Below are 19,885 nucleotides of genomic sequence, written 5' to 3' on the forward strand. Positions count from 1 at the left end.
CCCAGTGCTGCGACGGGCCGAGCGGATCGTCTGACTAGCGCCACACCCAGGCATTAGCCGGAAGCCTCTCACCAGGGGTTTTGCACGTACCGCCGCTGCTCTGAGCACCTCACGGACTGGCGGCGCGACATGCCGTCACCTGAGAAGGAGGCGGTATGGCTGGGATGTATGCGGCACCGGGTGTCGATCTGGATCCGGTACGTCTGGTGGACGCGGACGGGTCACCCACCGGCGAGACCCGCTTCAGCCGCGATCTGCCCCACGAGACCCTGGCCTGGCTCTACGAGTCCATGGTGGTCACCCGCGATCTGGACACGGAATTCATCAACCTGCAACGGCAGGGTGAGCTGGCGCTGTACGCGTCGTGTCGTGGTCAGGAGGCCGCACAGATCGGGGCCACGGCCTGTCTGCGCAAGACGGACTGGCTGTTCCCGCAGTACCGGGAGATCGGCGCGTTCTTGCTGCGCGGCATCACGCCCGGCCAGATGGGTGCGGTGTGGCGGGGCAAGTGGCACGGGGGCACGGAGTTCACCAGCCGCTGCGTCGCCCCGATCGCGATTCCGATCGGCACGCACGGACTTCACGCCGTCGGCGCGGCGATGGCTGCCCAACGTCTCGGCGAGGATTCGGTGACCGTCGCATTTCTCGGCGACGGCGCGACGAGTGAGGGTGACGCGCACGAAGCGCTCAACTTCGCTTCGGTGTTCAAGGCGCCGTGCGTCTTCTTCGTGCAGAACAACCAGTGGGCGATCTCCGTGCCGGTCAGCAGGCAACAGGCCGGGCCGTCGATCGCACATCGGGCCACCGGCTATGGCATGCCGGGTGTCCGCGTCGACGGTAACGACGTACTGGCCTGCTATGCGGTGATGGCAGAGGCGGCCGAACGAGCCCGGCAGGGCGGCGGTCCCACGCTCATCGAGGCCGTCACCTACCGGATGGGCCCGCACACCACCTCCGACGATCCCACCCGCTACCGGTCGGCCACCGAGCTCGATGACTGGCTGGCCCGTGATCCGATCGCGCGCTACCGCACCTACCTCCAGACCACCGGTGTGCTCGACGACCGTCTGGAGCAACGCGTCGCGTCGCGGTCACTCCGGCTGCGCGCAGAGTTGCGCGACACGATCGTCGGAGCCGCGGATGCCGATCCGGCCGAGCTGTTCGACAACGTGTATGCCGAGATCACCCCGGATCTGGCACGTCAACGCGATCAACTGTCGGCCGAACTGGCGAAGGAGGCGTGAGACCATGACCCAGATCATCGATCGTCCTGCCGCTCAGGGTGATTCGCCGGACCCGTGGGAGCCGGAGCTGACTCTGCTCAAGATGCCTCCGCCGCCGGATGTCATGCCGGTGCCGACCGAGCTGACGATGGTCGCGGCCATCAACCGGGCGCTGCGTGATTCCATGGCCGTCGATGAACATGTCCTCGTGTTCGGCGAGGACGTCGCGACCCTCGGCGGCGTCTTCCGAGTCACCGAGGGGCTGGCCGAAACCTTCGGTGCCGAGCGGTGCTTCGACACTCCGCTGGCCGAGTCGGCGATCATCGGTATCTCCATCGGCCTGGCGATCCGCGGTTTCATCCCGGTTCCGGAGATGCAGTTCGACGGATTCAGCTATCCGGCCTTCGACCAGATCGCCAGCCACCTGGCGAAATACCACATGCGCACCCACGGTGACGTGAAGATGCCGGTGACGGTGCGGATTCCGTCGTTCGGCGGTATCGGCGCGGTCGAGCATCACTCGGAGTCCACCGAGTCGTACTGGCTGCACACCGCCGGTCTCAAGGTCGTCGTACCGTCGACCCCGTCGGATGCCTACTGGCTGCTGCGGTATGCGATCAGCAGCCCCGACCCGGTGATCTTCCTGGAGCCCAAGCGGCGCTACTGGGCCCGCGAACTCGTCGACACCAGCGCACCGGCGCCGCCGATCGGCCGGGCCGCCGTGCGGCGCAACGGAACCGACGTAACGGTCATCACCTACGGCGGGCTGGTGGGCACCGCGCTCAACGCCGCCGAGCTGGCCGCCGACCGCGGCTGGAGCCTGGAGGTGGTGGATCTGCGCTCACTCAACCCGCTCGACTTCGACACGGTCGCGGCCGCGGTGCAGCGCACCGGTCGTGCGGTGGTGATGCACGAAGGCCCTCGGACCCTGGGCTTCGGTGCCGAACTTGCTGCCCGGATCTCCGAGGAGTGTTTTTACGACCTTGAGGCACCGGTGTTGCGCGCCACGGGTTTTGACACACCGTATCCGCCGGCCCGGCTGGAGAAGGCGTGGCTGCCCGGCGTCGACCGGTTGCTCGACTGTGTCGAGCGTGCGCTGGAACAGCCGTGAACCGGGAGTTCCTGGTCCCCGATCTCGGCGAGGGGCTGCAGGACGCCACCATCACCAGCTGGAGTGTCGCGGTGGGCGACACGGTCGAGCTCAACCAGACGCTGTGCACCGTCGAGACCAACAAGGCCGAGGTGGAGATCCCGAGCCCGTTCGCCGGGCAGGTGCTCGAACTCGGCGGCGCGGCAGGGGACACCTTGACCGTCGGGACGTTGCTGGTCCGCATCGATGCCGGTGAGCCGGCCGATACCCCCACTCCTCCGGCGAAGAATGGTGCGACGCCACGTAAATCGGTACTGGTCGGATACGGCACCGATGACAGCATGGATGCCAGTAGGCGGGCGCCGGCAACGGGTGACCGGGCCCGTGCCAAACCACCGGTGCGGAAACTGGCAGCCGATCTGCATGTGGACCTCGACGCACTTGCCCCGGGATCGGGGCCCGAGGGGATCGTCACCCGTGACGATGTGCTGGCCGCCGCGGGTAGCTCGGAGAACCTCGACGTCACTGGCGTGCAGGCCGCCATGGCGCGAAGGATGTCTCTGTCGCACAAGGAAATTCCTGATGCCCATGCCCGTGTCGAAGTCGATTGCAGCGCGTTGTTGCAGCTGCGCGACCGGATCCGGGCTGCCGATGCCGAGCTGCCCGTCACGCCGTTCGTACTGACGCTGCGGCTGCTGGTGGTGGCGCTGGGGCGGCATCAGCTGCTGAACTCCACGTGGCTGGAAACCACGGAAGGTGCTCAGATCCACCGGCATCCGGCCGTGCATCTGGGCTTCGGGGTGGCCGCGCCGCGCGGACTGCTGGTTCCCGTGGTCCGTGACGCGCAGACGATGACGACCCGGCAGTTGGCCGGTGCGGTGGCCAGGCTCGTCGAGCGGGCCAGAGCCGGCACGCTCAGCCCGGCGGAGCTCAGCGGGTCGACGTTCACGGTGTCGAACTTCGGTGCTCTCGGCCTGGACGACGGCGTACCGGTGATCAACTATCCGGAGGCGGCGATTCTGGGCATGGGTTCGATCAAACCGCGCCCGGTCGTTGTTGACGGTGCGGTTGCGGCCCGCCCGACCATGTCATTGACGTGTGTATTCGACCACCGCGTCGTCGACGGCGCGCAGGCCGCGGCATTCCTGGGCGACCTGCGCACCCTGGTCGAGGCGCCCGAGCTCGCTGTGCTGGACCTGTAGGGAGAGTTGTAGCCCGCTACTTCCGCTTGGCGGCAGCCAAACGCGCTGCGAACTCGGGAGATTCGATCGAGCGTGCCTGCGGACCGAGTTCGATGTCAACGGCGGTCCCGTGCTGGTCGGTGTCGACCGTGCCCGGATCGGCGGTGGCCCGCATCGAGGCCTTCGTGGCGATCACCACGTCGCGCGGAGCACCGGCGGGACCCGCGGCGAGCATGCGCGCCGCACCCACCGGATCTTCGGCGATCGACAGCGCCAATCCGTGGCGCACCGCGGATTCGGCGTCGAAGCGCATACCGAACAACAGTGCCGCTCGGGCCACCTGTGGGCCGACGCCTCGCTGCAGCATCCAGGTGGCGCCGCCGCCGGGGTGGATGCCCAGCTTCTGGAACCGTGGATCGAACAGCGCGCCCGGGCCGGCGATGCGGATGTCGGCGGCCAGCGCCAGGTTCAGGCCGGCCCCGACTGCGGCGCCGTTGACCGCGGCGATCGTCGGCAGCGTGCAGTTGGCGACCGCCAGGAACCCGTCGTAGATCTTGCGCAGCCCGTCCTCGGTGGCCTCGCCGAGCGCGGTGAGGTCGGCTCCGGCGCAGAACGCCTTGCCCGCACCCGTGACGATCACGGCGTGCACGTCGGGGTTGGCCTCGGCGCCCTCGACTGCAGCGCGCAGGGCCGCCGACATCTCGAAAGTCACCGCATTGCGGCGATCGGGATCGTTGACGGTGATGACTGCGATGTGATCGTCGACGCTGACCAACACTGAATCCGGCACGAAGCCACCCTAGCCTCCGTGCGCATTGCCCGGTGAGCGTCACGCCAGAGTGGCGCCCGCGCTCGCGCGCCACTCTGGCGTGACATTCGGCGCGTGGCAGTCGGTGCCTAGCCTCCGTGCGGGTGACCACAAATGTTCATCGAAACGTCGGCCTCATTGCCCAGCGGTCCGGCCGGTGTGAGCGGACAATGATTCGGTGACGGCTGACATTGCCGGTATTTCTGGCGCGCAGTCGGCAAAGCCGACGCGTCGTCGTCTCCTGTTCATGGCTGCCGGGGCGATCTTCCTGCTCGACCTGGGGACCAAGGCGCTTGCCGTCGGCACGCTCGAACCCGGCCATCCCGTCCCGTTGCTGGGCAGCTGGCTGTCCTGCGAGCTCACCCGCAATTCCGGTGCGGCCATGTCGATGGCCGCGGACCGGACCGTGCTGCTGACCATCGTTGTCCTATCGGTGGCTGCGGCCATCGCCTGGATCGGTGTGAACGTCCGCTCTCGGTGGTGGGCCCTTGGCCTGGGGATCATCCTGGGTGGTGCTGCAGGCAACCTCGTCGACCGGTTCTTCCGTGCCCCCGGCCCGATGCGAGGGCACGTGGTCGACTTTCTGGCCATCGGCCCGATGCCTGTGTTCAATGTGGCGGATCTGGCCGTGCTGGCCGGTGTGGTCTGGCTGATTACGTTGTCGCTGTCGGGTTTTCCGTTCAACGGCGCCGCCCGGAGTTCGGAGTGGCATGCCGGAAGTTGATCTGGATCATCGGGTCGATCCGGCCGAGGCCCAGCCGAGAACGCCATGGCACGAGACTCCCGCCGCAATGGTCGTCGCCGGGATCGGTGGTGTGGTGGCCATCGGCGCGTTGGTGTTCGCGGTCCTGATGACGTCACACCAGTCGGTGCTGCCCCCTCAACCTGATCGGCTGACCCCGGTGACGCCGGTGAAGCCTTCGTCGCGGGCGGTGACCACGACCACGAGCACTGCACCGCGGACGCCGGTGAGCACCAGCGAGGACATCGGCACATCGATTACGCCACCGCCACCGCCGGAAGCCCCGGCCGACACAACCGCGCCGCCGACGACGACCATGTCGAATCCCTACGCCACCACCTCGGCGCCCAACGGGGCAGCGTTCTGATTCGTGCTGACGGAGCGTCTACGGTAGGTCAGCCGAACCCGATTCCGATACCGCCCCACACGTCATCATCGGGTCCGTTGGGGCACGAGACGTCTACGTAGACAGTGGTATTCGCCGCATCGGTACCCGGAGATCGGTCGGGGTTGTGAACCGCTGTCGCCCGGCAGCGCGTGAGCGGTTCACTGCTGACCCCACTTACCCAGTTGATCTGGACGTCATAGCCCTTGGCAGTCAGGTCGTTGATCGTGTCGGCAGCCGATCGAGTGCCTGTCGTCGGGTCCGCCACTGCCGACGGAGCGAGGACGATGCCGGCACACAGTGCTGCGAAGGGTGCGAACACCTTCGCGCAACGCACTACTCGTCGCATGGTGGCCCTTCCGGCGGTCGGATCGGCTTGTGTCAGTCTATTCCGCCGGGAAAGGGCATGACGGAGTTGTTGCTCGGCTGAGCGATTCACGCGCAGTTCACGAATTCGAGCCCTCGTCCGGGCATTGCACATCCACGTAGACCGTTACCTCGGACTTGGGCAGGGCCGGAGAGCCGCGGTTGGGGTTGTGGATCGAATTGACTCGACACAGCGACAACGACAGCGTGCTCTTGCCGCCGATCCAGTTGACCGCCACGTTGTAGCCCTCGTTGCTGAGGGCCGAGATGATCTGGTCGGCCTGGTCATTGCTCTGCGGGTCCGCCGCGGCCAATGGAGCGCCCCCGATCGCAATGGCCGGAATAAGCACGGCCAGACCGGCGACCTTCGAACATCGAGTCATCGTCAACATTTCGATCCTCCCGGCGGTCGGATCTCATGCTGTCGCTCTCACCGGCAGCCCCGACCGTTACCAGTCAGTGTATTCCGGATGTACAGAGAGTTAACAGATAGTTATCAAAAATCGTGCAGGTGACATTTGCCGGGGAATAGAAATCGGGCAGCATCCGGAGATAACCGGATGCTGCCCGAATGTCTCACGGAGCAGGCGGTGGGGGGACTGGATCCGCTGGGGGCAGCGGTGCTCCCGGTGCCGGAGGTGGCGCCGCCGGGTCCGGCAGATTCTCGCCCAGACCCGACGGAATGTTGGTCCCGGGCGGGGGAGCGGTACCCGGAAGTGGTTCACCCAGTTGTTCTTTGGGCACCTGACCCAGCGCTGCACCACGCAGGTTCCCGTTGCGGTACATCGTGTGCATCTGCCGCATCCAGTCGAGCCCGGAGATGTCCGCGTTCTCCTGGCCCGGTGCGACACCCACGACAGTGCCCTGGCCGGGCGCTGCCGGCTTCTCGTTCTGCGGGAAGAAGTTTCCGTTGTTGAACGCCCTGAGGTTGGGAGCGTTGGTCGGCGCCGGTCCGCCCGGGGCCGACGGAGCTTCGTACTGGCCCAGTAGCGCGCCAGGACTCATGTCGACCCCGTTGGGGACGCCGAGCCTGCCTGGCGCCGTGTCGGTGCCCGTCTGGCCGAGAACCGACAGACCGTTCGGCCCGAGCGGTGCGCCCATCATGGGCACCGGCGGCCCGGGTGGTGGCGGCGGTGCCAGTTCAGGGGCCGGGGCCGGGGCGGCGACTGCAGGCGCACCTGGAACCTCCGGCGGTGCCGGGTCGGCCGCGGCGGTTGCCGAGCAGGCAACCGCCGCGCCGACCACGAACAGCCCGGCTGCGGCGAGGGTGGCCATCGCGTGCTTGACCGCGAATGTGCCGTCCGGGTTCTCGCTCATGCCTTCGTGTTTCGCTCTCACATCCAGCCCGTCAGACTGCCTTGGTGACGCCGTAGTACGCGACCACATCGTCGGTGTCGGTGGTGGAGCTGGTCAGGGTTGCGTACGAGCGCAGGAATGATTGGCCGACGCAGCCGTCGATCTTGATGTGGACGTCCTTCACCGTGACGCGCACCGGCGCGGCCTTGAACGACTTCTTGTTCACCGAGACGTTGGTGACGGTGCCGGGCTTGGCGTGGATCTCGATAGTGCCCGACATCGGCATGCTCACACCGGTCGGGATGATGCCGGCCAGCGTCGAGCCCGACGTGCTCAGACCGATCGATCCGATGAGGCGGACCTGTCCCAGCTCGATACCGCAGCCGATCTGGTAGCCGGTGTCCAGCGTGCCGCCGGTGAGCGAGGTGGACCCGCCGCCGGTGACGGTGCCGGTAAACGTCGCTGCGACAAGGTATTCGCGTGACGACGCGGCGGTGGTCAGCGGCGCGATCGGCAGCTGGCTCTCGTCTTTGGCCGAGACCGTGAGCTTCCAGCCGTCCGGTGTGGTGACCACGCCCGGCTCGGCGGATGCGACCAGGCCGTTGTCCGGCGGTGGGCCGGCGTCGACAGCCGCGGGGTCCGGCGGCGGCGGTGGCGGGTCGGCTGACGCGAGGGGCGCCAACGCAACCGGGGCCAACATGCAGACAGCAGCCAGGGTGGCGAAACGATTCAACATGCGGGAACTTGTGCCTCTCGTGGGGGTCGAATCCGAGGGATCAGCGTCATGATCGGTGTGATTCATGGTCGGTGTCGTTTCCGGGCCGAGGTCAGACGGCCTTGGTGACGCCGAGGTAGGTGATGACGTCGTCGGTGTTGTCGGTGGAACTCGTCATGGTCGCGTAGGTCCGGATGAACGACTGGCCGGCGCACTGATCGAACTTGATGCGAACGCCCGTGATCGTCACGCGGGTACCCGAGCCCTTGAACGACTTCTTGTCGATCGGGACGATGGTGACCGTTCCCGGCTTCAGGTACACCTTGCCCTGCAAGCTGATACCCGTACCGGCACCGACATCGCCGGCGGACCCGGTGAACGGAATCTTGAGGCTCGGCGAGAAGCTGATACCGGGGTTGATCTCCGTTTCGTCGCTGATGATGCCGCAACCGATCTGGGCCCCGGCCTCAAGTGTGCCGCCGGTCAGCTTGGTCTTGCCGCCGCCCGACACCTTCCCGTTGAAGGTGCCGCCGACGAGGTACTCGCGTGACGAGATCGCGGTGGTCAGCGGGGCGACCGGGAGCAGGGTCTCGTTGGAGCCGGCCACCGTGACATGCCAGCCGTCGGGGGTGTCCAGGACGCCGGGAGGCGACGACGGCACCGCGCCGGTGTCCGGTGGGGGCCCTGCGGGCGCGGCGACGGGGGCTGCCGGGTCCGGCGGGGGCGGGGGATCTGCATATGCAAGGGGCGCAATCGCTACAGGGGCCAACATGCAGACTGCAGCCAGGGGGGCAAAACGACTCAACATGCGTGAACTTGCGCCTCTCGTGGTTCTGGGCCCTGCGTTATGCGACGCGCCGTGGTCGTCAAAAATCAAAGGGCCCAAGGAATCTGTCGCGACGAATCATGAACCGGTCGCGTTTCGGTTTGGTGAACAACGTCCCAACAGTTCCCACCTCATTTCCGTCGGGCTGGAATCGCCCAACCTGTGAGGTTGCTGGGAAATGTCGTGTGCTGCAGCGCATTACATATATGAGGCATCGGAGGCGACGGTCGGCACAGAATGGACGACCGTTAGGGGGAGCGGGTTGGCCGGGTGTTCACCTTTTGGACATATGGACCCTCGACCGTGTGGTGCATCCGGGGGGACGGCAGATGCGTCGATGAGGCGCGGACGTCAACTGTGGCGCCCGGCGCCGAACTGCTATCCGACTGACGGAGGAATCGTTGAGGTCGTCTCAGGTGTACGAGCGAGGCATCGCATCGCTGCTCATTGCCTTCAGCATTGGGTTCGGTGCCGTGCCCACAGCGTTCGCGGAACCCGGCGATGAAGCCGGCGCACCGGGGCCGGCGGCGCCCGGTGTGCCCGAGCTGCCGCCGGTGGCGGCGGGTGCACCGGTTGCAGGTCCGGTGCCGGTGCCGGTTGCGAGCACGGATGACCCTGGCGTGCCTGCGGTTACGGCTTGCTCGACGTTCGCCACCGCGCTCGACTCGGCATCGACCTACTACGGCGATTTCGCCGATTCGATCGAAGGTGTGGAACGCCCCGACTACGGGGATCCGACCATCAGCACGACGAACACCAGCGGCCGGACGGCGCTGCGTGAAGCTGCCGCGTCGGCGATGAACGCCGCAGGCACGCCGGGGCTGTCGCCCGACATCGCCAACCCGATGCGCTCATGGTCTTTCGGTGCCACCAAGCTGCTGCTGAAGATGGGGCTGCGGACCGGCGGTCAATCGCTCAACGACACGGCCACCCAGCTCAACAACGATGCCAACAACGCGCAGATGGCCTGTGCCGCCGCGGGTACCCACGCCTGACGAAACGCCAATCACGTTGGAATGATTGGGTAATCGCGGCCTGGCCGGCACCTGCCACCTTCGAACATTCACCCACCCGACGCGCGGTGCACCGTGCCTGCAGTAAAGGATTACCGTGATCCGGCTCGTGATCTCGTTGGTTGCACTCGTGCTGATGGCCACCAGTTGTTCCGGCAACGGCGACACGGTCCAGGGGCCGAAGGACGTGCCCAAGTCGGCACTCGAGGGGCTGCTGCTCAGCACCGAAGAGGTCAACAGCCTGATGGGAACCGAGGGGATGACGGCGCACCCACCCGTGACCGATATGAGCGACCATCGCAACCTGCTCCCCAATCTGAATTGCCTCGGTGCCTGGCAGGTGAACGAGTCCGCCATCTACGGGGATCACTGGGCCGCCATGCGCCAGGTGCTGCTCCGGTCGCCGGACAATGACAACTGGGACAACCTGCTGGTGCAGTCGGTGGTGATCTTTCCGTCTGCGCAGGACGCCGACGACTTCCTTGCTCAGTCGGCGGAACGGTGGTCCAAGTGCACCGACCACAAGGTGAACATCACGCTGAACGGTGAACCGCTGCCCAATTGGAAGAGCGGGGCGCTCACACAGACCGAAGACGAACTCACCCTGCCATTCACCCGCGTCGACGGTGACCAGACCCGCGACTGCCAGCGCGCGCTGGCCGCCGCCGCCAACCTCGTCATGGACATCCAGGCGTGCAAGCCGGCCGGATCCTCGGTCACCCAGGCCGCCGATGTGGTGGACAAGATCAAGGCCGCGATGCCTCGATGAGCGGTGCTGACCACGGGGTAGTCTGAGCCACGCAGTTGGTTTGTCGGCACTGGGGCGTTTACGGTGCCGACATCGAGCGTCGCAGGCTGATTGAGATGCGACGCGAGAGGGAACCCGGTGAGAATCCGGGACTGTCCCGCAGCGGTATGCAGGAACGACCGCCGTCATCAGCACTGGCACGCAGGATTGCGCGGCTGGGAAGCGACGGCCAGTAGGTGCACGGTTTCGTGCGTGCCTGTGAGTCCGAAGACCTGCCAGCCGTACCGGGCGCGCCGCGTCCGGTGGTTCATCGCCTCGCGGAATGGGCAGTGGCCGAAAGTGGCTCACTCGTGGCGGGTGGTCGCGTTCGGTCGGTGTCTCCTGGCGGTGGCCATCCTCTTCGTACGTTGAAGGACCTCGTCATGAGCACAACCGCAATACCTTTTTCCGCCACCATTCTGGGGTCACCCCGAATCGGGCCCAATCGTGAACTCAAGCGTGCCGTCGAGAAGTACTGGGCCGGGCGAATCGATCGCGCCGAACTGGAGTCCGTAGCCGCCACGTTGCGGCGCGACACCTGGAAGGCACTGGCGGCGGCCGGGTTGGATTCGATCCCGGTCAACGACTTCTCTTACTACGACCAGGTGCTCGACACCGCAGTCCTGGTCGGTGCCCTGCCGGCCCGTGTCCACGGCATTGCCGATGATCTCGACCGCTACTTTGCTGCTGCGCGCGGGAACGACGACATCGCGCCACTGGAAATGACCAAGTGGTTCGACACCAACTACCACTACATCGTGCCCGAGATCGGACCGGACACCACCTTCGCGCTCAATCCGGCGAAGGTGCTCGGTGAACTGGAAGAAGCTGCAGCCCAGGGTGTTCCGGCTCGACCGGTGCTTGTCGGCCCGATCACGTTCCTCGCCCTGTCCAAGGCGGTCGAGGGTGCCGACGCTCCCATCTCCAGGCTGGATGAGCTCGTCGGCGTGTACGCCGAGTTGCTCGCAGTGCTCGCCGGCAAGGGAGTCACGTGGGTACAGATCGACGAACCCGTCCTGGTGACCGACATCCTCGACAATGCTGCCGAGCTGGCTGAGCGCACCTACACCCGGCTGGCTGAGTTGGCGAAGCGGCCGGCGATCTTCGTCGCCACCTACTTCGGTGAACTCACCGATGCGTTGCCCGCTCTGGCGCGGACGCCGGTCGAAGGGATTGGCATCGATCTGGTGGCCGGATCTGCCAAGGCGCTTTCAGCGGTCCCCGAGCTTGCGGACAAGCTGCTGGTGGCGGGCGTGGTCGACGGGCGCAACATCTGGCGTACGAATCTTGAAAACGCGCTGCACACCCTGACGGCACTGCGCGGAAATGCCAAGGCAGTTGCAGTTTCGACGTCATGCTCGACTCTGCATGTGCCCTACACCCTCGATCCGGAAGACGGTCTCGATGACGCGCTGCGCAGCTGGCTGGCATTCGGCGCTGAGAAGGTCTTCGAGGTGGCGACTCTGGCGGTAGCGCTGCGCGACGGCGAAGAGAAGGTCGCCGCCGAGATCGAGTCATCCAACGCTGCGGCCGCGTCGCGGGCCGGCGATCCCCGGCTGCACAATGACAGCGTCCGGGCTCGGCTGCAGTCCGTCCTGGCGGGTGGCATCAGCCGCGGCGCCGCCACCGAACGTCGCCGGGCGCAGGATGAGCGGCTCAGTCTGCCGTCTCTGCCGACCACCACAATCGGCTCGTTCCCGCAGACCGTCGACATTCGCAAGGCACGGGCGGCGCTGGTGGCCGGCGAGATCGACGAGGCCGAGTACCGCTACCGGATGGAGGCCGAGGTCGAATCGGTGATCCGGCTGCAGGAGCAGCTCGGGTTGGACGTGCTCGTGCACGGTGAACCCGAACGCAACGACATGGTGCAGTATTTCGCCGAGCAGCTCGACGGCTTCTTCGCCACCAAGAACGGGTGGGTCCAGTCGTATGGCAGCCGTTGCGTACGTCCGCCGGTGTTGTTCGGTGACGTCACTCGTCAGCAGCCGATGACGGTTGACTGGGCTACCTACGCGCAGTCGCTCACCGACAAGCCGGTCAAAGGAATGCTCACCGGGCCGGTGACTATCTTGGCTTGGTCTTTCGTCCGCGATGACCAGCCGTTGGCCGACACCGCTTTTCAGGTCGCCCTGGCAATCCGGGACGAGACGGTGGACCTGCAGTCGGCAGGTATCGCGATCATCCAGGTCGACGAGCCCGCCCTACGCGAACTGCTGCCGCTGCGCACCAAGGACAAGGAGGCCTATCTGAGTTGGGCGGTCGATGCGTTCCGGCTGTCCACCTCCGGGGTTGCGGACTCCACGCAGATCCACACGCACCTGTGCTATTCGGAGTTCGGTGAGGTGATCGGGGCGATCGCCGACCTGGATGCCGACGTTACGTCGATCGAGGCGGCCCGATCGCATATGGAGGTGCTCGATGACCTCAACGGCATCGGCTTCTCCAACAGCGTCGGCCCGGGTGTGTACGACATCCACTCGCCCCGGGTGCCCGGGGTCGACGAGATCGCCACATCATTGCGGGAGGCGCTCAAAGCCGTTCCGGCCGAGCGGCTCTGGGTCAATCCCGACTGCGGCTTGAAGACCCGGACCACTGATGAGGTGACCGAGTCGCTCAAGCATCTGGTCACCGCTACCGCGAAGGTGCGCGCGGGGTAGCCCCGGTGTCCGGGTCAGCTCGTGGCGGTCTGAGCGTTGAGCCAGGCCGCCAACGAGCGCCCGGCCTCCAGGACGTGGCGTTCGGCAATGGTGCGGGCAGCCTCGGCGTCCTTGGCCTCCAGGGCGTCCAGCAGCTGCTCATGTTCGTCGAGCGAGTGCTTCTCATGCTCGGGAAACACAGTCAGGAAATTGGACGGCACCACCCGTGCGGCCTGCCGGATCTGGGCCAGCAAGCGAGGGGAGTGGGCGGCGCGGTGAATCTCCTGGTGGAACAGCCAGTTTGCCTCGCCGATGCTGTCCTCGCCCGACCGCCGGGCCACGTCGGCGGCCAACTCGCGTAGCCGAGCCAGTTCGTCGGGTGTGACCCGGTGGGCGGCCCAGGCAGCGGCCTGCCCGGTGAGGACACCGAGGATGGTGAAGCTGTCGGTCACGTCTTCGGAGTTGACGCCGATGACGGTGATCCCGCTGCGGGGCGCGACACGCACCAGGCCTTCGAAGGACAGTTCCAGCAGCGCCTCCCGGACCGGGGTGCGACTGGTCGCGAACTCTTCGGTGATGGCGTCGAGGTCGATGCGTGACCCGGGCGCGAGCACGCCGGTGATGATCCGGTCGCGCAACTCGCGAGCCGCGCGCTCGCGCACGGTGCCCGAGATATCAAGCGGGGTCATCCGTGCAGCGTACCGACCGACCGAACATCATCCTTGATATCTGATATATCAGATGTTAGATTCCAGTAATGCGTACCGATCAGATGTCGCTCGTGGCGTTCATGCAGGCAGGAAGCACTTCGGTGTACGCCGGTTCGTGGCGTCACCCCGCAACCGAACACGGCTATCTCGACGCTTCGTACTACGCGAAGCTCGGTCGCCAGTTGGAAGAGGGTTGTTTCGACCTGATGTTCTTCGACGACCGGCTGGCGATGCCCGGCATCTACGGGGGTTCCGTCGCCGAGGCGGTCCGCTACGGGGCGCGGCCGGTCAAGCTCGATTTGAGCGTCATCCTCGGAGTACTCGCGCAGACCACCTCGCATATCGGACTGGGCGCGACCTACTCGACCACGTACTACGCCCCATTCCACGTCGCTCGGACCTTCGCAACGCTCGACCACCTGTCTCGAGGACGTGCAGCCTGGAACGTGGTCACCTCCGTCAACGACAGCGAGGCGCAAAATTTCGGGATCGACACCCATCTCGGTCACGACGAACGCTACGACCGTGCCGACGAGTTTCTCGACGTTGTCGCCGGACTCTGGGACACCTGGGAGGACGGTGCGATCCAGCACGATCGGGTCTCCGGGCTCTATGCCGACCCCGGCAAAGTGCATGAACTCGGGCACGTCGGTCGCTACTTCTCCACCCGCGGGCCGCTGACGGTTCCGCGCACACCGCAGGGCCGTCCGGTGATCCTGCAGGCGGGGTCCTCAGGCCGCGGTCGCGAGTTCGCCTCGCGCTGGGCAGATCTCATCTTCACCGGTGATCCCGGAATTGACGTGGCCCGCTCGCATTACAGCGATCAGAAAGCACGGATCGCCGAGGCGGGCCGCGACCCGGCCTCGGTGCGGATCTGTCCGATGGCCTACGCGGTGGTGGGAGAGACGGAGTCCCATGCCAAGGAACGTGAGGACATGTTCCTCAACGACCTGGTGGACCCCATGGCCTCGCTGACCCTGCTGTCGGAGCTCATGAACTATGACTTCGCCCAGCATGACCTCGATGATCCGGTGACCGATGAGCTGATCGCCTCGGTCTCGGGCATCCGGGGGCTGGTACAGAATCTGCGGGCCCATATCGGTGGGGACAGGGTGACGGTGCGTGACCTGGCCGGGCACCGCGCGACTCTGCTGCAAGGTCCGCGCTTCGTCGGCACCGGCAAGCAGGTGGCAGACCAGATGGAGGAGTGGTTCACCAGCGGTGCGTGCGACGGATTCGTCATGGCCGCAACGCATTCACCGGGATCCTACGAGGACTTCGTGCGGATGGTGGTGCCCGAGCTGCAGCATCGGGGATTGTTCCGTACCGAATACACCGGATCCACTCTGCGTGACCACCTGGGTCTGGATCGGCCTGCCGGCGCACTCACCAGTTCGGCGTCGTAGATGGGGGCCATGCTCAGCGGAATCCGGGTGCTCGACCTGGCGACACTGGCCGCAGCCCCGCTCGCCGCGACGTATCTGGGCGAGTTCGGCGCCGAGGTCATCAAGGTCGAACAGCCCGGCCAGGGCGATCCCATCCGCACCTGGGGTAGTCAGCGCGACGGTGTCGGGTTGATGTGGAAGTCAGTGTCCCGCAACAAGAAATCGGTGACCGCTAATCTGCGCGTGACCGAAGGTCAGGATCTGGTGCGGCGCCTGGTCGAGAAGTCGGATGTCGTCATCGTCAACACCCGGCCGCAAACCCTCGCCAAATGGGGCCTGGATTACCAGTCGTTGCGGTTGATCAACGACCGCATCGTGATGCTGCACATCACCGGGTATGGGCTGTCCGGACCCAAGAGTGCGCGCCCCGGGTTCGGCACGCTGGGCGAGGCGATGAGCGGATTCGCCCATGTGACAGGCGAAGCCGAAGGTCCACCGACTCTGCCTCCTTTCATGCTCGCCGATGGGGTGGCGTCGCTGAACGCCGCCTATGCCGTGATGATGGCGCTCTATCACCGCGACGTGCACGGCGCCGGTGGTCAATTGATCGACATCAATCTCGTCGACCCTCTGGCTCGACTGCTGGAGCAGAACCTGTTGAGCTATGACCAGCTCGGTATCGTTCCACACCGGGCCGGCAATCGCTGGGACATATCGGCGCCCCGCAACACCTATCGCACGTCCGATGGGCGTTGGCTGGCCATGTCCGGAAGCTCGCCGAGCCTGGCGTTGAGAGTCTTCCGCGCCATCGGGCGCGACGACCTGGTGTCCGATGCCGATTTCTCCGATCCGCAGCGCCGGCTGGCGCGCGCTGCGGAAGTTGACGCTGTTGTGGCGGAATGGGTTGCTGCGCAAACCTTGTCGGAGGCGATGGCGGTGTTCGACGCAGCCGAAGTGGCCGCGGCGCCAGTGTACGAGATTGCCGACCTGGTGGCTGACGAGCAACTGCAGCATCGACAGGTGTTCGTATCAGTCGCCGACGACGAACTCGGCGCCATGACGGTGCAGGCTCCCGTCCCGAGGTTCTCGGGGAACGCCGGGAGGGTGGACTCGCTGGGCCCCCGCCTCGGTGAACACAACGCCGAGGTCTACCACGAGCTGTTGGGCCTGGCAGCTGAAGAAGTCGATCGCTTGCACACCGCTGGTGTGCTCTAACAGTCAGTTATGCAAAGGAATTCACATCTCATGGCCAATCTGGTTCGTCGTTCTGAGCTCGCCTTGCCTGCCTGCAACGACCACATGTTCGTCAAGGGCGTCACCTGTGGTGCCGACTTGGTGTTCCTCGATCTGGAGGACGCGACTCCGGTAGGGCTCAAGGTGGAGTCGCGGGCCAAGGCCATCCGGGCACTGACCGAGCTCGACTGGGGCCGGACCGCACGCGCGATCCGGATCAACGGCCTCGACACCCCGTGGTGCCACGACGACATCATCGAGGTCGTCACTCATGCCGGTGCCCAACTCGACACCATCGTGATTCCCAAGGCCCGCACCGCCAAGGACGTGTGGTGGGTCGACCTGCTGCTCACCCAGTTGGAGGAAAAGCTCTCCTTGGAGAAGAAGATTCGGCTTGAGGTATTGATCGAGGAGGTCGAAGGACTCGCCAATGCCGAGGAGATCGTACGGGCGAGCCCCCGACTGGACGCGGTGATTTTCGGCGTCGGCGACTTCTCTCTGTCGCAGGGCGCACGGGTGGACACCAATTTCGTGCCGATGGGTGAGTACACCGGTGACTTCTGGGCGTATGCACGCAACAAGATCATGGTCGCGGCGCGAATTGCCGGAATCGACGCCATCGACTCTCCTTACCCCGACTATGCGGACGTCGCCGGCTATGAGGCCGAGGCGCGTCGATCGTCGCTGTACGGCTACACCGGAAAGTGGGCGATCCATCCGAATCAGGTCCCGGTCGCCAATGCCGTGTTCGCCCCGTCAGCCGAAGAGATCGCGTTGGCGCACCGCAACGTCGCGGCGTACCGGGAGGCCGAGGCAGCGGGTCGTGGGGCGGTTGGAGTCGAGGGTGTGCTCGTTGACGCCGCTCATGTCAAGAAGGCCGAAGAGGTATTGGCCCGCGCCGCGCTGATTGGCGTCGTGTAGGCCCACGTTCGGCTCACAACTCCGACGTGTCAACCGAACTCGACGACATTGGTCGGTGCTCGGAAGCGCTCGAGCGAGCGGGATCGGTAGATGAGCGCCGCTGCGCTCGACAGGACCTTGCCGCGCCCCGCCGGCATCTCGAGTTCGTGGACGGCGCGAACGCCGGGGATGGCACGCAGCTCGTCATACCGGTCGGCGGTGAATGAGAACGGCATCGGCGGCGCGGTGTACTCCTTGCTGAGTTTGATGCCGCGTCGCTGCGAGTACCAGCTCAGAAATCGCGGGACGCTGTCGAAGATCAGCTGTCCTCCGGGGAACCTGGCGGCACATGTCGCGATGAGATCCAGCACCGCGTCGCGCTCCAGGTATTGGAACAACCCCTCGGCGGTGATGAGCACACCGTTGGTGGGGTCGACCTGATCCATCCAGGAATAGTCGAACGCGGACTGTGCCAGGTGGCGGAGTCTGCCCGAGGGCGGAAGTAGTTGCCGACGAAGCTGCACAATGGGCTCCAGATCCACAGAGAGCCAACTCATCTCGCCGTTGTCGAGGCGCCAGAAGCTGGTCTGCAGCCCCTCGGCCAGGGCCACCACGGTGGCGCGCGGCCGCACCTGCAGATAGCGGCGCGTGGCGTTGTCGAACGCGACGGCCCGCAGGGCGGTGGCCTGGTGGGTACGGCCGAAATGCTGGTAGTCGTACCCGAGGCTGTCACGCAGGGCGATCGCCAGCGGGTCCTCGATGATGCCGTCGGGGCGGGCTGCCTCGGCTGCTCTCTGGTGAAGTGTCAGTAGCGCGGTCTCTGAGATCGCGGTCAGGTGACGAGCGTCGACGACTGGCATGCGCCGACCGTACCCGTGAACGCACCAGCAGCCGCACACGTGTCGCGCCGTCGAGAGTCATTGCCCCGGTTGACCGGTCAATACCGACAACTCGGGAACTTTCCGGCGTTCGGGCCCGACTAGCTGAATTACGAGGCAACGCGTACCGGGCTGTGTGGTCGCAATCAACGCTCATGCGAGGAGGTGATGACGTGACCGCACCGCTCTGGTTTGCGGTGCCTCCAGAGGTGCATTCGGCTTTGTTGACCGCCGGGCCGGGCCCAGGCTCGCTGGTGGCCGCGGCTGCCCAGTGGCAGGACTTGAGCGCGCAATACAGCGCAGCGGCGGTAGAACTCACGCAGATCCTGGCCGCTGTGCAGGTCGGCAGTTGGGAAGGACCGAGCGCTGCACAGTATGTGGCAGCCCACGGCCCTTACCTGGCATGGCTGGAGCAGGCCTCAGCCGACAGCGCCGTCACCGCCGCGCAGCATCAGACGGTCGCTGCGGCGTACAGCAGCGCCCTGGCAACCATGCCGACCCTGGCGGAACTCGCCGTCAACCACGTCACCCACGGTGTGCTGCTGGCCACCAACTTCTTCGGTATCAACACCATCCCGATCGCACTCAACGAGGCCGATTACGTGCGGATGTGGTTGCAGGCGGCCGAATCGATGGCCACCTATGACGCGGTGGCCGCGAGCGCGTATTCGGCGGTTCCGCCGACCCGGCCGGCTCCGTCGATCCTGGCGCCGGGGGGTGAAGCACGAAGCGAGCAGCAGAACACGTCGAGCGCAACCTCCGGTGACCTGCAACTGAGCGACATCTGGAAGCTGATCTCGGACCTCATTTCGGGAGCCGGAAATCCCCAACAGCTCCTTGAAACGTTCCAACAGTTCTTCGGGCAACTGGGTTTCGACCCGGCCGAGACCGCCATCCTCGCCGCCATCGCGCTGGTGCTCTACGACATGCTCTGGTATCCGTACTACGCCTCGTATTCGCTACTGCTCCTACCGTTCTTCGCGCCGGCGCTCAGTGCCCTCGGCGCGCTGAGCGCACTGACGCTGCTGCAGAACCGGGTTCCGGCGCCTGGGCCGATGCCGGGACCCGCCGAAGTCCACGCAGGCCATCGCGCCGGCGGGTCGGTTGATGTCGGCATGCCGCCGCCCCTGTCCACGGGGTCAACAGCAGTTCCGCAGACCGGTGCGGGGTCAGGTGTACCCGCCCCGAGCAGTCCTGGTGCGGCGGGCGGGCCGGCAGGCCCATCCTTTGTCGGCTACGCCCTACCGGGTCTGGATCCACCGGCGGTGGCGGCAGGCCCGAGGGTTGGCGCGAAATCCCCTGGAGAAATGGCGGATACCTTGACCACCGTCGCGGCGGCCAGGGCAGCGGTCGTCGCGCGCACCCGTCGAAAGCAGGCACGTCGCAACCGAGACCGCGCCCGCAGCTACCGCTACGAATTTCTGGAGGACACCGAGGCAGCGGAGGTCCCCGATGGCGGCCGGCCCGCGTCACTGATCTCCAGCACGCAGGGGGTAACCCCTCTCGGGTTCTCCGGGGCCGCTGCGGTCGCCACGAGTGCACCCGCGGCGGGGATGGTTCGGTCTGACAGTTCCGGAGAATCCATGCCCATGCTGCCGGCCACCTGGACAGGTAGTTCACAGAAAAATCGCGAATAGCCGGAACTTTCAACGAGTTTGATTCGACCAATCCGATAGTCGCACCACCGGCGCTCCACGGTGCCGAACGAGGA

20 protein-coding genes and 1 riboswitch are annotated in these 19,885 nt (G+C 66.0%); of the genes, 12 read left to right on the top strand and 8 right to left on the bottom strand.

The window, feature by feature from the left end; translation table 11 throughout:
• Positions 1-155 precede the first annotated feature (155 nt).
• The 3 genes from pdhA to AC4LGL_RS25325 all read left to right on the top strand — a co-directional run bounded on the left by pdhA (position 156) and on the right by AC4LGL_RS25325 (position 3,515).
• Positions 156-1,244 carry a pyruvate dehydrogenase (acetyl-transferring) E1 component subunit alpha gene (gene pdhA / locus AC4LGL_RS25315; protein ID WP_491841153.1) on the top strand — a complete coding sequence of 363 codons (1,089 nt, stop codon included), beginning with the start codon at positions 156-158 and terminating at the stop codon, positions 1,242-1,244.
• An 82-nt stretch (positions 1,245-1,326) separates the two neighbouring features.
• On the top strand, positions 1,327-2,334 hold the full coding sequence (locus AC4LGL_RS25320) for an alpha-ketoacid dehydrogenase subunit beta (RefSeq protein ID WP_491841395.1): 1,008 nt from the start codon (positions 1,327-1,329) through the stop codon (positions 2,332-2,334).
• Positions 2,331-3,515 (top strand): dihydrolipoamide acetyltransferase family protein, encoded by a 1,185-nt coding sequence (locus tag AC4LGL_RS25325; RefSeq protein WP_491841154.1) that lies wholly within the window; start codon positions 2,331-2,333, stop codon positions 3,513-3,515. The genes AC4LGL_RS25320 and AC4LGL_RS25325 overlap by 4 nt, the downstream gene beginning before the upstream one ends.
• A gap of 16 nt (positions 3,516-3,531) precedes the next feature.
• Here AC4LGL_RS25325 and AC4LGL_RS25330 read toward each other — a convergent pair whose 3' ends face one another.
• Positions 3,532-4,284, bottom strand: a complete 753-nt coding sequence (locus AC4LGL_RS25330; RefSeq protein WP_491841155.1) for an enoyl-CoA hydratase — start codon at positions 4,282-4,284, stop codon at positions 3,532-3,534.
• A 196-nt stretch (positions 4,285-4,480) separates the two neighbouring features.
• Here AC4LGL_RS25330 and AC4LGL_RS25335 point away from each other — a divergent pair, with 196 nt between their 5' ends.
• The gene (locus AC4LGL_RS25335; protein WP_491841156.1) at positions 4,481-5,026 is read left to right on the top strand and encodes a signal peptidase II; all 546 of its coding nucleotides are present in this window, start codon (positions 4,481-4,483) and stop codon (positions 5,024-5,026) included.
• Positions 5,013-5,411 carry a hypothetical protein gene (locus AC4LGL_RS25340; RefSeq protein ID WP_491841157.1) on the top strand — a complete coding sequence of 133 codons (399 nt, stop codon included), beginning with the start codon at positions 5,013-5,015 and terminating at the stop codon, positions 5,409-5,411. The genes AC4LGL_RS25335 and AC4LGL_RS25340 overlap by 14 nt, the downstream gene beginning before the upstream one ends.
• Before the next feature lie 28 nt (positions 5,412-5,439).
• On the opposite strand, the gene AC4LGL_RS25345 is transcribed toward AC4LGL_RS25340, so the two are convergent.
• The 5 genes from AC4LGL_RS25345 to AC4LGL_RS25365 all read right to left on the bottom strand — a co-directional run bounded on the left by AC4LGL_RS25345 (position 5,440) and on the right by AC4LGL_RS25365 (position 8,614).
• Entirely contained in the window at positions 5,440-5,778 is a 339-nt protein-coding gene (locus AC4LGL_RS25345) for a hypothetical protein (RefSeq protein ID WP_491841158.1), read from the bottom strand.
• A 97-nt stretch (positions 5,779-5,875) separates the two neighbouring features.
• A complete protein-coding gene (locus AC4LGL_RS25350; protein ID WP_491841159.1) occupies positions 5,876-6,187 on the bottom strand; it encodes a hypothetical protein in 312 nt (103 codons plus the stop codon).
• Positions 6,188-6,371: 184 nt separating this feature from the next.
• Entirely contained in the window at positions 6,372-7,112 is a 741-nt protein-coding gene (locus AC4LGL_RS25355) for a hypothetical protein (RefSeq protein ID WP_491841160.1), read from the bottom strand.
• A 31-nt stretch (positions 7,113-7,143) separates the two neighbouring features.
• Entirely contained in the window at positions 7,144-7,827 is a 684-nt protein-coding gene (locus AC4LGL_RS25360; RefSeq protein ID WP_491841161.1) for an MspA family porin, read from the bottom strand.
• Between the two features lie 91 nt (positions 7,828-7,918).
• Entirely contained in the window at positions 7,919-8,614 is a 696-nt protein-coding gene (locus AC4LGL_RS25365) for an MspA family porin (protein ID WP_491841162.1), read from the bottom strand.
• A gap of 419 nt (positions 8,615-9,033) precedes the next feature.
• On the opposite strand from AC4LGL_RS25365, the gene AC4LGL_RS25370 reads away from it, so the two are divergent.
• From AC4LGL_RS25370 to metE, 3 genes are all read left to right on the top strand, one after another.
• The gene (locus tag AC4LGL_RS25370; RefSeq protein WP_491841163.1) at positions 9,034-9,627 is read left to right on the top strand and encodes an Rv2240c family protein; all 594 of its coding nucleotides are present in this window, start codon (positions 9,034-9,036) and stop codon (positions 9,625-9,627) included.
• 115 nt (positions 9,628-9,742) lie between these two features.
• Positions 9,743-10,414 (top strand): sensor domain-containing protein, encoded by a 672-nt coding sequence (locus tag AC4LGL_RS25375; RefSeq protein ID WP_491841164.1) that lies wholly within the window; start codon positions 9,743-9,745, stop codon positions 10,412-10,414.
• A 57-nt stretch (positions 10,415-10,471) separates the two neighbouring features.
• Positions 10,472-10,687: riboswitch (cobalamin riboswitch) on the top strand.
• Between the two features lie 128 nt (positions 10,688-10,815).
• On the top strand, positions 10,816-13,089 hold the full coding sequence (gene metE / locus AC4LGL_RS25380; protein ID WP_491841165.1) for a 5-methyltetrahydropteroyltriglutamate--homocysteine S-methyltransferase: 2,274 nt from the start codon (positions 10,816-10,818) through the stop codon (positions 13,087-13,089).
• 14 nt (positions 13,090-13,103) lie between these two features.
• Here the strand turns inward: metE and AC4LGL_RS25385 are convergent, their stop codons facing one another.
• Positions 13,104-13,757 (bottom strand): GntR family transcriptional regulator, encoded by a 654-nt coding sequence (locus AC4LGL_RS25385; protein WP_491841166.1) that lies wholly within the window; start codon positions 13,755-13,757, stop codon positions 13,104-13,106.
• A 68-nt stretch (positions 13,758-13,825) separates the two neighbouring features.
• Between AC4LGL_RS25385 and AC4LGL_RS25390 the strand changes: the two genes are divergently transcribed.
• Genes AC4LGL_RS25390 through AC4LGL_RS25400 form a run of 3 tightly spaced genes read left to right on the top strand, consistent with a single transcriptional unit; the run spans position 13,826 to position 17,317 of the window.
• The gene (locus AC4LGL_RS25390) at positions 13,826-15,184 is read left to right on the top strand and encodes an LLM class flavin-dependent oxidoreductase (protein ID WP_491841167.1); all 1,359 of its coding nucleotides are present in this window, start codon (positions 13,826-13,828) and stop codon (positions 15,182-15,184) included.
• A 9-nt stretch (positions 15,185-15,193) separates the two neighbouring features.
• A complete protein-coding gene (locus AC4LGL_RS25395) occupies positions 15,194-16,378 on the top strand; it encodes a CaiB/BaiF CoA transferase family protein (protein WP_491841168.1) in 1,185 nt (394 codons plus the stop codon).
• Positions 16,379-16,408: 30 nt separating this feature from the next.
• Complete coding sequence (locus AC4LGL_RS25400; RefSeq protein WP_491841169.1) at positions 16,409-17,317, top strand: HpcH/HpaI aldolase/citrate lyase family protein; 909 nt, start codon at positions 16,409-16,411, stop codon at positions 17,315-17,317.
• Between the two features lie 29 nt (positions 17,318-17,346).
• Here AC4LGL_RS25400 and AC4LGL_RS25405 read toward each other — a convergent pair whose 3' ends face one another.
• The gene (locus tag AC4LGL_RS25405) at positions 17,347-18,156 is read right to left on the bottom strand and encodes a class I SAM-dependent methyltransferase (protein ID WP_491841170.1); all 810 of its coding nucleotides are present in this window, start codon (positions 18,154-18,156) and stop codon (positions 17,347-17,349) included.
• 191 nt (positions 18,157-18,347) lie between these two features.
• Here AC4LGL_RS25405 and AC4LGL_RS25410 point away from each other — a divergent pair, with 191 nt between their 5' ends.
• Entirely contained in the window at positions 18,348-19,811 is a 1,464-nt protein-coding gene (locus tag AC4LGL_RS25410) for a PPE family protein (protein ID WP_491841171.1), read from the top strand.
• Positions 19,812-19,885 lie beyond the last annotated feature (74 nt).

It is taken from the genome of Mycolicibacterium arcueilense, assembly GCF_058536225.1.